18 protein-coding genes are annotated in these 15,416 nt (G+C 54.0%); all 18 read right to left on the bottom strand.

Translation table 11 applies throughout. The features are described 5' to 3' along the window. A partial coding sequence (locus CVU77_01030; protein PKN02417.1) for a DNA-binding protein occupies window positions 1-133 on the bottom strand: 133 nt, incomplete at its 3' end. A 172-nt stretch (window positions 134-305) separates the two neighbouring features. Continuing rightward, on the bottom strand, window positions 306-1,295 hold the full coding sequence (locus CVU77_01025) for an ATP-dependent 6-phosphofructokinase (GenBank protein ID PKN02416.1): 990 nt from the start codon (window positions 1,293-1,295) through the stop codon (window positions 306-308). A gap of 169 nt (window positions 1,296-1,464) precedes the next feature. After that, window positions 1,465-2,487, bottom strand: a complete 1,023-nt coding sequence (locus CVU77_01020) for a methionine synthase (protein ID PKN02415.1) — start codon at window positions 2,485-2,487, stop codon at window positions 1,465-1,467. A gap of 27 nt (window positions 2,488-2,514) precedes the next feature. Further along, the gene (locus CVU77_01015; GenBank protein PKN02414.1) at window positions 2,515-3,801 is read right to left on the bottom strand and encodes a bifunctional hexulose-6-phosphate synthase/ribonuclease regulator; all 1,287 of its coding nucleotides are present in this window, start codon (window positions 3,799-3,801) and stop codon (window positions 2,515-2,517) included. A 12-nt stretch (window positions 3,802-3,813) separates the two neighbouring features. Beyond that, window positions 3,814-4,230: a secondary thiamine-phosphate synthase enzyme gene (locus tag CVU77_01010; protein ID PKN02413.1), complete on the bottom strand. Its 417-nt coding sequence runs from the start codon at window positions 4,228-4,230 to the stop codon at window positions 3,814-3,816. Continuing rightward, window positions 4,227-5,147, bottom strand: a complete 921-nt coding sequence (locus CVU77_01005) for a bifunctional 5,10-methylene-tetrahydrofolate dehydrogenase/5,10-methylene-tetrahydrofolate cyclohydrolase (GenBank protein PKN02412.1) — start codon at window positions 5,145-5,147, stop codon at window positions 4,227-4,229. The genes CVU77_01010 and CVU77_01005 overlap by 4 nt, the downstream gene beginning before the upstream one ends. Next, complete coding sequence (locus CVU77_01000) at window positions 5,144-5,719, bottom strand: hypothetical protein (protein ID PKN02411.1); 576 nt, start codon at window positions 5,717-5,719, stop codon at window positions 5,144-5,146. The genes CVU77_01005 and CVU77_01000 overlap by 4 nt, the downstream gene beginning before the upstream one ends. Beyond that, window positions 5,716-6,582: a 5,10-methylenetetrahydrofolate reductase gene (locus CVU77_00995; GenBank protein ID PKN02410.1), complete on the bottom strand. Its 867-nt coding sequence runs from the start codon at window positions 6,580-6,582 to the stop codon at window positions 5,716-5,718. Before CVU77_00995 ends, CVU77_01000 begins: the two co-directional genes overlap by 4 nt. Window positions 6,583-6,591: 9 nt before the next feature. Further along, window positions 6,592-7,722 carry a hypothetical protein gene (locus CVU77_00990; protein ID PKN02409.1) on the bottom strand — a complete coding sequence of 377 codons (1,131 nt, stop codon included), beginning with the start codon at window positions 7,720-7,722 and terminating at the stop codon, window positions 6,592-6,594. Window positions 7,723-8,098: 376 nt separating this feature from the next. Next, complete coding sequence (locus CVU77_00985; GenBank protein PKN02408.1) at window positions 8,099-9,106, bottom strand: hypothetical protein; 1,008 nt, start codon at window positions 9,104-9,106, stop codon at window positions 8,099-8,101. Next, entirely contained in the window at window positions 9,103-10,344 is a 1,242-nt protein-coding gene (locus CVU77_00980; GenBank protein ID PKN02407.1) for an electron transfer flavoprotein subunit alpha, read from the bottom strand. The genes CVU77_00985 and CVU77_00980 overlap by 4 nt, the downstream gene beginning before the upstream one ends. 1 nt (window position 10,345) lies before the next feature. Continuing rightward, window positions 10,346-11,131, bottom strand: a complete 786-nt coding sequence (locus CVU77_00975; GenBank protein PKN02406.1) for an electron transfer flavoprotein subunit beta — start codon at window positions 11,129-11,131, stop codon at window positions 10,346-10,348. Beyond that, the gene (locus tag CVU77_00970) at window positions 11,131-11,403 is read right to left on the bottom strand and encodes a type II toxin-antitoxin system mRNA interferase toxin, RelE/StbE family (GenBank protein ID PKN02405.1); all 273 of its coding nucleotides are present in this window, start codon (window positions 11,401-11,403) and stop codon (window positions 11,131-11,133) included. Before CVU77_00970 ends, CVU77_00975 begins: the two co-directional genes overlap by 1 nt. Continuing rightward, window positions 11,390-11,632, bottom strand: a complete 243-nt coding sequence (locus tag CVU77_00965; protein PKN02404.1) for a hypothetical protein — start codon at window positions 11,630-11,632, stop codon at window positions 11,390-11,392. The genes CVU77_00970 and CVU77_00965 overlap by 14 nt, the downstream gene beginning before the upstream one ends. A 14-nt stretch (window positions 11,633-11,646) precedes the next feature. Continuing rightward, complete coding sequence (locus CVU77_00960) at window positions 11,647-12,819, bottom strand: acyl-CoA dehydrogenase (protein PKN02403.1); 1,173 nt, start codon at window positions 12,817-12,819, stop codon at window positions 11,647-11,649. An 18-nt stretch (window positions 12,820-12,837) separates the two neighbouring features. Continuing rightward, complete coding sequence (rnc, locus tag CVU77_00955; GenBank protein ID PKN02402.1) at window positions 12,838-13,536, bottom strand: ribonuclease III; 699 nt, start codon at window positions 13,534-13,536, stop codon at window positions 12,838-12,840. A gap of 95 nt (window positions 13,537-13,631) precedes the next feature. Then, the gene (gene fabF, locus CVU77_00950; protein ID PKN02401.1) at window positions 13,632-14,873 is read right to left on the bottom strand and encodes a beta-ketoacyl-[acyl-carrier-protein] synthase II; all 1,242 of its coding nucleotides are present in this window, start codon (window positions 14,871-14,873) and stop codon (window positions 13,632-13,634) included. A gap of 110 nt (window positions 14,874-14,983) precedes the next feature. After that, window positions 14,984-15,226, bottom strand: coding sequence for an acyl carrier protein (locus CVU77_00945; protein ID PKN02400.1), 243 nt, complete (start codon window positions 15,224-15,226; stop codon window positions 14,984-14,986). Between the last annotated feature and the right edge of the window lie 190 nt (window positions 15,227-15,416).

Raw genomic sequence — 15,416 nt, 5'->3', positions numbered from 1 at the left:
GCACCTGTCTTTTCAGGTGCCTGACATCGACACCGTACAACTCCGCAAGCTCGCGGTCGAGCATCACTTTGTGACCGCGTATCACAAGTATCTTTGAAACCAAGACCTCCGACGGAACTATTTTCTTGTGCATCATCCCCCCTAATCGCAATAAAAAATAATCCCCGCCGGACGTGAAAGATTATAGCATGGAATTGTTACGAAGTTGTTACGAAAAGAAAAGACGTGAGGCGTAAATCGTGAAGCGTTAAGGGTTAAAAGAAAACTACTCTTCACCCTTCCCGCTTCACGATTCACGCATTATCTCACCTGCCCAAACTGCCGACGAGTTTGTAAAGTCGGCGGTCGACGGTTTTTTCGCGGCCGACATTTTTTGAAAGCGGCAGGTCGCAAATTTTTCCGTCTTTGAGCGCGATGAGACGGTTGAGACGGCCAGACGCGACAAGCCGCACGGCGCGCTCGCCGAATTTCGCGGCAAGAATTCTTGTGCGCCCCGATGGAGTTCCGCCGCGCTGAATGTATCCCAGGGACGAAACGCGGACTTCATAGCCCGACAGTCGGGAAAGTTCCGAGGCGAAGTCGCGCACGTTGCCGGCGCCCTCGGCGAATACTACTATCACCGAAGTTTTCCCGCGGGACTTTTCCGTCTTGACTTCGGCGGCAATGCGTTTTACGGGCGTTTTTATTTCCGGCACCACAACGAACTCCGCGCCGGCGGCAAGCGCCGTATCCAGAGCCAGATAACCGTGTTCGCGGCCCATTACTTCGACGATAAACACCCTGTCGAATGAAACTGCGGTGTCGCGGATTTTATCGACCGCATCGACGGCCGTGTTGAGCGCCGTGTCGTAGCCGATGGTTTCATCCGTACCGAAAATATCGTTGTCGATGGACGCCGGAAGGCATACCGCGCCGACGGCGCCGCGCGAGGCGGCGGCAATGCGCTGAGCCGCTCTTATGGAGCCGTCGCCGCCGACGACGATAAGCGCGCCTACGGAGCGGGCTTTGAGTATTGCGGCGGCGGCGCGGATGGCGGAGTCCTTTTTGATTTCGGAACACCGGCTGCTTTTCAGAATAGTGCCGCCGCGATGGATTATGCCGCTTACGGAGCGGGCGTACATCGGGATTATATCGTTTTCAAGAAGTCCCGCGTAGCCGCGGCGAACGCCGAGAACCTCGATTTTTTCGTCGAGCGACGCGCGCACCACGGCGCGTATGGCGGCGTTCATTCCGGGGGCGTCGCCTCCGGGAGTTATAATGGCTATGCGTTTGGTTTTGGTCATGGTTTTTTTCATTTCATCATTGCGAGGAGTTGTAGGGGCGTATAATTATACGCCCCTACTTGATGAACGACAGCCCGCCCCGCCTTGACGACGAAGCAATCTCCCGAAAGCAGAGATTGCCACGCCACCCTTTGGGTGGCTCGCAATGACAAGGGTGCGGCGGACGCGCAACGACACCACTCTAAAGCGATTCCGCCAGAATTTGCGTGTATTCGAGCGCAAGGGCCGCAGTTTTTTCGTCGAGAGAGCCCAATCCGCAGGCCGGAGATATCAGCATACGGCCGCGCAGAAGTTTTTCATCGACGCCCTTGGCGGCGACAACGGCGACGGCGTCGTCAAGACGCTTTTTAAGAGACGCCGGCGTTTCGGCGGCAAGGACATCGGCCGAGGTTGGAACCGCGCCCCAGACGATTCGACCTCCGGCCTCAAGAAATTTTTTGACGGAATCCGCCGCGAGGGCGAGGGATTCGGCGAATCCGTGCGAATCGAAAGATATTATGTCGGCTCCGCCGTCGACCAAAAGCGACCAGTCGGTGTTGCCGCAACAATGAACTCCGATGGAGACGTCTTTCCCGTCCGTCCCGCTTGAAGCCGAAAGTCCGAGCGCCGCGGGCGCGAGCCGTCGGACTTCGCCGAAGGCGGCTTTAAGAGTATCGACGACGTCTTCGCGCGAAAGCGCCGTGAACGCGCTGCCATAGGCGGAAAGATACGGCTCGTCGAGAAACACCGTGCGGCACGCTCCGGCGAAGGCCTTCAACTGCCAGACGGATTTCATAGCCACGTTTTTTATGGCGGCGTCTCTGAGATTTTCGTCGAAAAAAACCGGTTTATCGTTTTCGTCTTTGAGCATCATGGCGAATGTCACCGGCCCGGCCGTCTGGCATTTTACCGCAATAGACGGCGAGGCCGCGGAGCGCTTCAACAGCGCGTGAAGTCCCGCCGCAACATCGGACGAAACGGAAAAATAATCTATGTCGTCGGCCAGATATTTTTCGTAAAATTTTTCAAGGCCGGCAAGGGCTGCTTCCGACGATACATAAACCCTTTTTTTGGCGTCGTCTCTGGTGATGCCGGGAAAGTTTTCCGAGTATTGGGCCGTCATATTTTCAAGATACGACCGGCGGGGAAGCTGCGGCCAGGCGACCAAATCCGGCGTGCGGCGCATTATAATATCGAGCGCCTCGTCGGGAGATACGTGCGGCATACTGCCGATAGTAGTTGCGGTTTTCACTTATTTCTTCTCCCATTTCAGAAGTTCGGCCAGTTCAGAGAGCGTCTTGCCGGCTTTTATTTCAGTTCTCAGACGCTCCTCTTTTTCGAGCACGTCCATCGCCCTGTTGGCCGATTCCACGACCGTGGCCGAAGGGACGACCATAACGCCGTCTTCGTCGGCCAGAATCCAGTCGCCGGAGGATATTTTCACTCCGCCTATGTCAATCGTAACGCCTATTTCTCCGAAGCCCCTGGGTTCGCCGGCCTGAGGGGTGATGACGGAAGCGTAAGACGGAAACTTTATTTTTTTTATGTCCGAAACATCGCGTATGCCGCCGTAAATGACGACGCCCGCGAGTTTTTTCAGGACGGCGCTGGTGGTGGCGAGTTCTCCCCAAACCGCGGGACTCGTTCCGCCCGCGTCGACGACTATTATGTCTCCGGGCGAAGCGATATCTATGGCTTGCACGGGCTTGGCCCAGTCGCCCGGCGCGGTTCTGACGGTTACGGCGCGGCCCGCGATTTTTCCGGACGCAAAAACGGGAAAAATGTTTTTTAAGGGCGCGGCGCGGTGAAGCGCGTCGGACAAATTGGCGGCGGAGACCTTGCCGAGGGCGGCCAGTATGTTTTTTTCGTCCACCCTTCTGAATCTCTCGGAGAATATCGCCGCGCCGGTGTTCATGGCTTTTTTTATGCGCGATACGGCGGCGCGGGCGTCGGGAGATTTGGTGATTGAGCCGCCCGCCACTATTATGGACGCGCCCGCTTTTACGACTGCGGCGGCATTGCCGGAATGGATTCCTCCCGCGGCCGAAACCGGTATGGAAACCGCTGAGGCGACTTTTGAAACGACGTCGAGACAGGTTTTGCCTTTCATCTGATCGTCGACGGGAATATGCACTCCCACGTAGTCGGCTCCGAGACGTTCCGCGTCTCTGGCGCGGGCTACGGGATTTTTTACTTCTATGAGATCGACTATGACTTTGGCGCCGTAATTTCGGGCGGCGGCGACGGCTTCTTTTATGGTTTCGTCGGAAGCGGCGCCGAGTATGCCCACGACGGACGCCCCGGCCTTTGCGGCGATTTCGACTTCCGCGCGGCCAACGTCCATAGTTTTCATATCGGCCACGATTATTTTTCCGGGAAACTGTTTTTTGAGGGCGCGCACGGCTTCGAGGCCTTCGGCTTTTATCAGGGGCGTGCCGGCTTCTATCCAGTCGACTCCGCCTTTCACGGCTTCGCCTGCCAGCGTAAGAGCTCTTTTTAGGTCGATAAAATCAAGCGCGACCTGAAGTACGGGTTTCATTGCCATTGGTTGTCACTCTCCGATAAACTGAAATATAACTTTGCGGGAACGGGGGCGGTTGTCGAAATCGATGAAAACCACGCTCTGCCACGTCCCGAGCGTCAAATTACCGTCGATGAACGGAATGGTAAGCGAAGGCCCCACAAGCGAAGCGCGCAAGTGTGACGGAGCGTTGCCCGTGGGCGAATCGGCATCGTGCCGCCAGGGTCGCTCGGCGACGATACGTTTAAATATTTCTTTGGTGTCTTCCAGCAGTCCCGGCTCGTACTCTGTCGTCGTGACGGCGCAAGTGGCGCCGGGAGCGAATACCGTAAGTTGCCCGTTTTTAAGAGCGGTGTCGGACAGCGCTTTGCGGGCTCGCTCTGTAAGGTCGACAATGTCGCAATTACCGGGAGTTTTGAAATCGAACGCCTTTGATATTATTTTCATTGTTGTTTGGGCCGGCGGACGGATGCCAGAGAAACCATGTTTCTTACCAGCATTGCCGACGTGACCGGTCCCACTCCGCCCGGAACCGGCGTTATGGCCGAAGCCGCTTCCGCGACTTCATCAAAAGCCACGTCTCCGACGATGCGAACCGCCGTTAATCCGGTTTTGGGGTCTATTATTTTTTGTCCGCGGTCGTCTATGAGTTCCACGGTATTTATTCCGACGTCGATGACTACGGCGCCGTCCTTGACCATATCTCTTGTTACGAGTCCGGCTTTTCCGGCAGCCACAACAAGCACATCGGCGCGGCGGGTGTGCGAGGCCAAATCGCGCGTAGTAATATTGCAAACGGTGACGGTCGGCGCGGATATTTTAGACGACAAAAGCATTGCCGCGAGCGGTTTGCCGACGACGTCGCCGTGTCCCACTATTACGACTTCCTTGCCTTTGAGCGTTGTCGCGGAATGTTTTATGCATTCCATAACGGCCGATGCCGCGCACGGATGGACAAAACGCGGCGCGCCGGTATGCATAAGATTTCCAAGATTGGCGGGGTTAAGTCCTTCCGCGTCTTTTTCCCCGGACACCGCGCTCTGTACCTCATAGGAACTTATTCTTTCCGGCAGAGGCAGATTGATTATTACGCCCGTAACTCTGTATTCGGCGTTAAGGCGCGTGATTTCCGAGAGCAACTCGCGCTTTGCTATTGTTGAGTCGAATTTGACCGTCTCGTGTAATATTCCCGCCCCGGCGCATACTTTCTTTTGTGTTATTACGTACGACGCCACCGAAGGATCGTCGCCCACAACTACCGACACAAGCACCACCGGGGCAGCGCCCGGCCGGGCGATTTTCTCCCGCGCGGCGGCGACAATTTTTGAGGCGATGGCTCTGCCGTCGATTATTTTGGCTTTCATTTTTTGGCTCCGGACAGGGCACGGCGGGCCGCGGCCAGATTTTCCGCCGCCAGGAGCGCGCAGGCGCGCGCCGCGGACGCAAGAAGCAGTTCGGCGCAGGCGATGTCGGAAGCGAAACGCGGGTTGAAATCGCGACGGCTTCCGGCGATGGCGCGCGCCGCTCGGCGCGCTTCGCGCGCCGCCTCGGAGGGTACCTCCGAGGCGCGCTCCAGAGCCGAGGCAAACCGCCCCGCCGCCCGAGACGCTTCAATGCTCCCCGAAGGAGCCGCGGATAGCCGCTTTGCCGCCGCGGAAACTTTGAAATACGCGACGGCATCCCGCGATACGGCGCGCTCGAAAACTCCGCGAGCCGTCACAAGAACCCTTGAGGCCGCCTTAAAGACCTTGCGGCGCGAAGGCGGAAGACATTCCACCTTTGTAAAAGCCGCCGCTTTCAGAGCGCAAGCCACGCCCAAAGCCGCCGCCAAAGCCGCGGCGGAACCTCCGCCGGGCGAAGGCATCCGCGCCGACAACGCCGACAAATAAGACGATATTTTCATCTCCGCGAGATTCGCGGATTTAACGCGTTTCATTTTATCAAACCTTCCACCGTCGAGGCGGCCGCCTCGGACTGATTGAGCGTATAAATATGCAGCCCGCCCGCCCCGCGCGACAAAAGATCATCGCACTGCGCGCGCGCCAACGCCACGCCCTCTTTGAAAGTCGCCGCCGCGTCTGTGGCTATCGGGCGGAATCTTTTATGAACTTCTTCGGGAATATCCACTTTGCATTTCTGACAAAAAGACAGAAGCCGTCCGTAGTCGGTTATCGGCAGCACCCCGGGGATAACACGCGCCTTAAGACCATGCGCCGCGAGCATACGCATATAGCGGAAAAATTTGTCATTGTCGAAAAAAAGCTGGGTGACCACAAACTCGCCGCCCGCGGCAATTTTCATTTTAAGATGCTCGGCGCCGACGTCCGGATCCGGAGTATCGGGATGCCCCTCGGGATAACCGGCCACTCCGACGGAAAAATAATCACCGTATTCGGAAACGATAAACCGGCACAAATCCGCGGCATAAGGGAATTTTTCGACGGACGAAACGCTGACGCCGTCCGGAACATCTCCCCTTAAAGCCATTACGTTTCGTATGCCGCGGACTTTCATTTTATCGAGCATATTTCTGATATCCGCGGCGGAATGTCCGACAGCGGCAAGATGCTGCATAACCGGAACGCCAAACCTGTTTTGTAGTTCTCCGGCCACTTCTTCGGTAAATTCGCGCGTTCCCCCGACGGCGCCGTATGTCACCGAAAAAAAATCCGGCGAGAGTTCCGTCAAACGCGACGCCTTCTCGTAAAGTTTAATTCTTCCCGGAGGAGTTTTGGGAGGAAAAAACTCGAAAGAAAGCGTCGTCTTGCCCGAAGATAATATATCGGATATTTTTTTCATTTAGCGGAGTCAAAAAATATATTCGCTGAACTCCGACAGACAGGGAAACCCGAATGACACAAGTATGCGGCGGCGCCTGGGATAAAAAATCGCGGATACCTGAGTCCTGAAAAAATCGCCGTGCCTGCAGATAGTATCTTCCGAACCGACGGCGCCCGAATGATCCGATAGAATCTTTATAAGGTCGTCTTCGGAAAGTTTTTTGTTTGAATTAATTAACTCCATGGCGCGATCATACCGCAGCTCGTTCGTTTCGTGAATCCTTCTTCCCCGAATTCCCGCGGGGGCTTTTTTCGAATACATAGCCGAGCGGGGGATGTCGAATTTCTTTATTTCGTCGGTCGAGAAAAAATTGGTATTGACTATCACGCCGTTTGCCGGACGTCTAACCGCGATATGCTCGGGAGTTATCTCCACGGAAGCCGCCGCGCCGGAAACGTCCGCCACAGTCAATATGGCGGCGTTCGGAAAACGGAAATTCCCGACGAGCGCAAGCGCCTGCTCGACGGTCGCGCAGTTTTCAAGAATTTCCTGCACCAAAAGGGTTATCGGAAGACGCGCCTCGGTTTTTTCGGCGGTAAGCCCGTAATTATAAGTTATTACAAGTCCCTTCTCGTTCATTCCGTCGTGCGAACCGGTAATTTGCTTGTAAGTGAGTTCAAAACTGGCAAAACCCGTCTTAGGCGACGATATGCGCGCGATATTATCGTCGGCGAAATCACGGATGAAATCGAAATTCTTTATAACCGCCGGCTCGCCGGAAACCGTCCTCGACGGATGCAGGGCGGCCGAGAAGCAGCCCTCTATGACCAAAGACACGTCGTCGGCCATAACCTCCAACGCCTGAATCGAAAGAAGCTCCTCCATCGGAGTATCGGCGCCCTCCGCTATGCCCAAAAGCCGCTCGTACTGGTGCGGCGCCATAACTCTGATATTGCCAAGCCATTTGGCGGCGATTTCACGCTTCATAAACCACCCGAAAACGGACTTGGGCATAAAAAAAGGTTTTACGAGCTTTATGCCGTCGAATCCGAGAACGCGCTTGAAAGTCCCCTTGATGTCGGCGGCGAACTCCGCGCCCTGCCGGAAGCCCATTTCGCTATGAGAGCCCGAAACGGCAAGAAAATTTTTATTCATCATTTATTTGTTTTATAAATCTCCCCTGCCTTCTTTCCCCTAAATATTCGGAAACAAGTTTTCAAAGAGAGGCGCTTTATTCCCCCTTTGTAAAAGGGGGTACGGGGGATTTTTGCGGAGATATTATACAAAATCCGACGAAACCCGACGCTAAGTTTTATATCGATGGCATAAACGTTTCAGAGTAAATCTTTTTTTGCTTGTTGCCCTCAAACACGGACAATAATTTTCCTCTCCCTATTACGGGAGAGGATTAAGGTGAGGGTGCCGAGAGGAAAACCGCACGCCTCATAGACGCTTGTATGGGGTTTTTCCCGCCAATCTGCGACGGGGAAGGCAGGAAACAGACGGGTTTATTAAAGACAAAAAAAGTTTTGGTTTACAGACAAATTTTTACGCTGCTGTAAAGCACCCTGTTGTACGGCGTTTTAACACCGACACGCCGCGCCGCTCTGATCACAGAGCCGTTAATGGCTTCGATTTCGGTGGGTCGTCCGGCGGATACGTCCTGCAACATCGAGTTTCTGTTCGATGAGGTCGCCGCAAGCACCGATTTGACTTTATTCTCCGCCGAGGGATACAATAATTTTATGCCCAGAGCCCGCGCGACCGAGGCGGCCTCAAAAGCGGCCGACAACGCGATTTTCAACGCGAAGTCATTTTTAAGGATTTCGCCGTTGGTCTGAGAAAAAACCGCGCCGACCGGATTTATGGCCGCGTTGACGACGAGTTTTGACCACAGTATCGAGGCAGAATCCTTGCGCGGCCGCGTGGCCAGTCCCGACGACGCCAAAATCCGCGCAGCCACCAAAGCGTATTTTTTTTCCTGCGCCGAATCATAGGCGATAAGTGTCTCCCCATTGCCTGTATGCTCGACAACACGCGGGAATCTAATCCTTGCGCCGTGGGTCGTGGCGCCCGATAGCACGGCGGCGGGGCGAGCCGGATCGAGAATTTCCTTTACGGCTTCCACATTACCCAGACCGTTCTGAAAAGTTACAACGACTGTTTTACCGTCGACAAACGGCAGCAAAGCCGTCGCGGCGGAACGGGTATCGGAAGATTTTACCAGAATTACGGCGACATCGGCCGGCGAAGTTTTTGCCTTGGGCGAAGAAGGGAAAGATGATACTATTTTGATTTTTCCGGCGGGGATTTGAAGGCGGGTTTTCCCCGATACAGTCACGCCATCGCGGCCGGATGACGGCGGCGCGTAATTATTCTTTGCGACAAGAGTTACCTCGGCGCGGCGGGACTTTGAAAGCAACGCCGCAAACAGCGTACCCATAGCTCCCGCGCCGACGATGACTATATGCTTTCGTGGGGAAGCGACGGAACGTTCCGGCGGAGACGCCGACGACTTTTTGCGGGAGGCCGCGCGCATCATCTTTCTTTGAGCGCTTTTACAAGAGCGGGAATGATTTCGTAGAGGTCGCCTTCCAGGGCGAAGGTCGCCATTTTCATCATAGGGCAGGTATTGTCTTTGTTGATTGCGATAATCAAGTCCGAGGAGTTCATTCCGACGAGATGCTGAATCTGACCCGATATTCCGCAGGCCACGTATATCTTGGGGCTGACGGTTCTTCCCGTCTGGCCGACCTGATGGGAATAGGGTATCCAGCCGGCGTCGACGGCCGCCCGCGAAGATCCCACGGCTCCGCCGAGCGCTTCGGCGAGTTCCTCCACAAGTTTAAAACCTTCCGCCTTGCAGAGACCGCGCCCGCCGGATACGATTATGTCGGCGTCCGCCAGATTGACCTTTGCCGACGTATCTTTGATGAAACGCAGAAATTTCGTGCGGACAACCAACTCCGAATGATTGACATTTTTCTTGACGACTTCGCCCTTTCTGGCGGGATCGGGAACTCCGGGCTTGAAAACCTTATGCCGTACCGTCGCCATCTGCGGACGATGGCGCGGCGTAAGGATGGTGGCCATTATGTTTCCGCCGAAGGCCGGACGCGTCTGCAACAGATTGCGGTTGGCCGTGTCGATATCCAGAGCCGTGCAGTCGGCGGTAAGCCCCGTGCGAATCTTGGCGGCAACGCGCGACGCGAAGGAACGGCCGATATTGGTGGCGCCCATTAACACTATCTCGGGTTTTTCTTCGGCTATAAGCTTGGAAAGCAGTTCCGAATACGGGTCATCCTGAAATTCCGCAAGAACCGGATCGTCGAAAACGTATACTTTGTCGGCGCCGTGGTTGATCAGGTCTTTGGCCTTGGGCTCGATTTTATCGCCCATCAGCACGGCCGAAAGGTTTACACCGAGCTTGTCCGCCAGACGGCGGGCCTCGGCGGAGAGTTCATAAACAACCGGCGATATCTCGCCGTGGCGCTGTTCGGCGTAAATCCATACGCCGCGGTAGTGAGCCGGATCGATATCAAGATGAACGGCGGCCTCGTCTTTTTTAAGTTCTATCGCCGCGAATTTTTTGCACGCGGCGACGCACGCTCCGCAAAACGTGCATTTATCCAAATCTATCGAGGCAAGTTTTTTTATTCTTCTGCCGTCGGCAATCTGACGATCTTCGTCTATAATGGATATTGCTCCGAACATACACTCCCTGTAACAAAGCGTACAGCCGGTGCATTTTTCTTTGAGTACTCGGATTTCGTTGGCCATTTCAAATCACCTTGAGATTTTTGAGTTTTTCGACGAGGGAGCGGGAGATTTCTTCGGGAGCGCCGATGAGAGTTTCCCCGCCCGGACGGGGGGGCGGAGTGAAAATCTTCATAACCTGTGTGGGCGAGCCGTTCAGGCCTATGTCGTTCTTGTCGGCGCCGAGTTCTTTGGCTCCCCAATGGGGTATCACGGCTTTCTTGGAAGCCATCATACCTTTGAGCGACGGCAGCCGCGGAGTGTTTATCTCTTTGACCACGGTTATGAGGGCGGGCAGCGGGACTTCGATGATATCGAACCCGTCTTCCATCATCCTCTCGACCGTCATAAGATTATCCTGCACATTTTCTATTTTTTTCACATAGGCGACGTGAGGAATGTCGAGCATCTCGGCCACGCCGGGGCCTACCTGGGCGGTATCTCCGTCGGTGGCCTGTTTTCCGCAAATGACTATGTCATATTCGCCTATCGTGCGCACGGCTCTTGAAAGAGTGTGCGATGTGGCCCACGTGTCGGCTCCGGCGAAGGCCCGGTCGCTTATAAGCACCGCGGCGTCGGCTCCGCGCCCCACGGCTTCCCTCAGGGCTTTCTCGGCCTGCGGCGGACCCATAGTTATAACGGTGACTTTTCCGCCGAAACGCTCTTTTAGCCGCACGCCTTCTTCAATGGCGTATTCGTCAAAAGGATTGATAACCGATTCCACGCCCTCTCTTTTGAGCGTGCCGGTTTTTTCATCTATCTGGACGTTAGTGGTGTTGGGAACCTGTTTGATACAAACGATTATGTTCATCAATAAACCTCATGTGTCCCGATGTCATAATATAAAACCTCATCGGACTTAATAAAACGAAAAAGCAATCTGTATTGATAATTTACGGAATATGACCATACGCCGGATAATGAACCTTTGAGTTTATGCGCTTGAAGCTGAGATGCAAAAGGATTTAAGCGAAACAGAGCGTCCTTTTTTTTGGCAAGTATTTGTATATGAGGTGGAAGCTTCTTGAATGATTTAAAAAATCTTGGCGCAAAATGGATTTTCTTAATTTCAACGTTTGGCATAGATTTTTAATGCCTCGTCCAAAGAAGACGCTGATATGGTATTTCCCTCGCGATATGCCTGCTCACCTTCCGCAATAATTTTCAGTACTCCTAAAATTTCCCTACTGCGACAAACAGAATTTTCATACTCCCTGCGTGTCAAAACGATTAGTTCTTCACCTTTGGTCATTTTTTTGGGAATAGTCAATACGCTGCCTGTATTCTTCATTTTAATTACCTCCGTCCTCATTGTTTCCTTGTGACTTATTTCTTCGCCGCGGCTTCTTTTATTATAGCCAGAGCTATCTCGTTTTTCTGTATCTGCGTGGTGCCTTCGTATATCTGCGTGATTTTGGCGTCGCGCATCATCTTTTCAACAGGGTATTCGCGCGAGTAACCGTAGCCGCCGAAAATCTGCACGGCGTTGGTCGTAACGCGCATGGCTATCTCGGAAGCGTAGTATTTGGACATCGCCGATTCCTTGGTGACGCGCTCTTTTTTGCCGGACGCGCTCTGTGCATCCATCATTTTGGCCGTGGCATAGAGCAGTGCTCTGGCGGCCTCGACCTCGGTGGCCATTTCGGCGAGCATGTGCTGTATCGCCTGAAAAGACGATATCGGCTGGCCGAACTGAACCCTGACGCGGGCGTAATTTATGGCTTCGTCCGTTGCGCCGGCGGCTATGCCGAGCGCCTGCGCGGCCACGCCCGGACGCGACGCGTCGAAAGTGGACTGCGCTATCATAAGCCCGTGACCCTCTTTGCCTACAAGATTTTCGACGGGAATTCTGCAATTATTGAATATCAACTCGCGCGTGGAAGACGCTCTTATGCCGAGTTTTTTTTCTTTCTTGCCGAAATCAAATCCCGGAGTGCCTTTTTCGACGACAAAACACGAAATGCCCCGCGCACCCTTGGCCGGATTGGTCGAGGCGAACACTGTGTATATCTCGGCTTCGCCGGCGTTGGTTATGAAACATTTGGTGCCGTTGAGAACATAGTGGTTTCCGTCTTTAATGGCGGTTGTTTTAAGCGCGGTGGCGTCGGAGCCGGCCGAGGCCTCCGTAAGTCCGAAAGCGGCCAGTTTTTTTCCGCTTGCGATGTCGGGAAGATATTTTCTTTTTTGCTCCTCGTTGCCGTGCAGCAAAATCGGAAACGTCCCCAACGCCGTGGCGGCCAGACACAAAGATATGGCGCCGTCGACTTTGGAAAGTTCCTCGACCAAAAGAACAAAATCAAGTATGCCGCCGCCCATTCCGCCGTATTCCGACGGTATGTATACGCCGCAAAGGTCGCTCTTGGCGAATTCCTCGACAAGAGGCCAGGGAAACTCTTCTTTTTCGTCGTAATACTCGCGCACGGGTTTAATTTTCTCCTGCGCGATCCGGCGGGCGAGATCCACTATCATCTGCTGTTCTTCAGTCAAGAAATAATCCATTTTTCCTCCGGTATTGGCTTATATCTGATTATTGTTTGTTTCCGATTCGGAACTCTCTTTTTTCAAATTGCCGAGAGCGTCTTCCGCGGCGTTTTTCTGCGCCTCTTTTTTGGAGCGGCCGGCGCCGCGTCCGTAGACATTGCCTTTTATATCCACTTCCACTTCAAAAAATTTTTCGTGCGCGGGGCCGGCTTCTTTTATTATTCTATAAATCGGCAGCGTCGAAAAACGCGCCTGCGCTATTTCCTGAAGCCCACTTTTAGAATCATTTTCCAAATCTTCGAGCCGCTGGTCTTCAAGGAATCTTCTTACTATTACTCCGGCCGCGTCAAATCCCCCGTCTATGAAAACAGCGCCTATGACCGATTCAAAACAACCGGCTATGATGGAATCCTTGTCATCGCCGCCCGAGGTACGCTCGGAATCGCTGAGCTTGACGCTGTCGCCCAAATCAATCGACCGCGCCCATGCGGAAAGATTTCGCTGCGAAACTATCGAGGATTTGAGTTTAGAAAGCCGGTCTTCCTGCAGTTCCTCGAATTTCCGGTAAAGATAGTCGCAAACAATCAAACTTATTACGCTGTCGCCCAGAAACTCCAGACGTTCGTTATCGCCGGCGCCGCGGTTTTGATTCAGGTACGAGCGGTGCGTAAGCGCCTTGTCCAGCAACTCGGAAGAGCCGAACGAATATTGCAAACGGGTTTCTATCTCTGTCATTGTTGCTTATTCTTTCAAGAAGCGCGCGATCGCCGAGATTTCCGGGGAAGCGGCGGATTATTTCGTTACTGTTTCCCTTTCGCCGGCAAGGCGTCTCATTCGCGGAATTTTTTTGCGATGATGGCGGCATTATGTCCGCCGAAACCAAGGGAATTGGAAATAAAACAATCGTAGGATTGACGACGGGGTTGATTCGGCACGTAGTCAAGGTCGCATTCGGGATCCTGCGTGGTATAGTTGATTGTCGGATGTATGAATCCGGCGTTCATGCACAGAACCGAAGCGGCCAGTTCGGCGGCGCCGGACGCTCCCAGTAAATGGCCCGTCATTGATTTGGTGGATGATATCGGAATTTTGGAGGCGCGGTCGCCGAACACTTTTTTTATGGCGAGGGTCTCCGTCTTGTCGTTGAGCTGGGTCGAGGTGCCGTGAGCGTTGAAATAATTGACATCGTCCTTGGATATTCCGGCGTCGGCTATGGCCGATTCTATGGCCTGCACGGCGGCTGCGGCGTCGGGCGCGGGCGCGGTTATGTGGTATGCGTCGTCGGAAGCGCCGTAGCCGACCAACTCGGCCAATATGCGGGCTCCGCGGGCGCGCGCGTGTTCCAAAGATTCAATGACGAACATCGCCGAGCCCTCGCCCATAACGAACCCGTCGCGATCTTTGTCGAACGGCCGGGACGCGTGCGCGGGGTCGTCATTGCGGGTGGAAAGCGCTTTTATCGAGCAGAATCCGCCGAAACCAAGAGGGGTTATGGCCGCCTCGGCGCCGCCGGTGATCATGACGTCGGTATGACCGTTCCTGATAAACAGCATGGAGTCGCCTATAGCGTGATTTGAAGACGCGCAGGCGCTGGTGACCGCGTAATTGGGGCCGGTCAGTCCGTTTTCTATGGCTATCTCGCCGGGCGCGATGTTGGTAATAATCATGGGAATAAGAAACGGACTTATGCGGCGGGGGCCTTTTTCCAGCAAATTTCTGTACTCATGCTCGATTACTTCAAGCCCGCCTATGCCCGTTCCGGTTACCACTCCGCAGCGGTCACGAGCGGTCTTGGAAAAATCTATGCCCGAATCTTTCACCGCTTCGCGGGCGGCGGTAAGCGCCATTTGCGTGAAACGCGCCAAACGCTTTACCTTTTTCTTGTCTATATAATTCTCGGGAACGAAGTTTTTTACTTCGCAGGCGAAGGTCGCCGAATAATTAGAGGCGTCGAAGGCGGTAACGGCCGCCGCTCCGGAAACGCCTCTTTCAAGAGCGCTCAAAAAATCGGCCCGGCCGATACCTATGGGACTTACCACTCCTAATCCGGTTATGACAACTCTTCGTCTCATTATCGTCTCCGTTTACTGAAATAATCCCGCGGCAACTCCGGTAAAAAGCGACCGCGCCTGCCACACACCGACCGCGTGGCAGGCGTAACAAGTTACTTGCAACCGGCGTCTTACTGTTTCTTGTTGGCTTTTATGTAATCTATCGCCTGTCCGACCGTCTGAATCTTGCCGGCGGCATCGTCCGGAATTTCGAGACCGAATTCTTCCTCGAAAGCCATGACAAGCTCAACTGTGTCGAGCGAATCCGCGCCGAGATCGTTTACGAATGATGCGGCGGGAACGACTTCCGTGGGATCCACTCCGAGACGCTCTACGATAATTTCTTTGACCTTTGCTTCAATGTCCTGTGACATGTTGCTCCTCCTGTTTGACTTCCTTCGATTATTTTCCGCTGCCTCAAAAAGCCGCAGCGACGATTCCTAAAAAGACGAAATTAGGAAATTCGGAGATTAGGAGATTGGGGTAAAAGATTAAAGGCCTTAAGAGCGGGAGATTTGGGATTTATAAGAAATCTCCCTAATCTCCGAATTTCCTAATTTCCCA

The sequence above is a fragment of the Elusimicrobia bacterium HGW-Elusimicrobia-1 genome (assembly GCA_002841695.1).
Taxonomy (GTDB): domain Bacteria; phylum Elusimicrobiota; class Endomicrobiia; order PHAN01; family PHAN01; genus PHAN01.
Note: the sequence above shows the minus strand (reverse complement) of the source record. Positions and strands in the feature narration are given on the sequence as shown.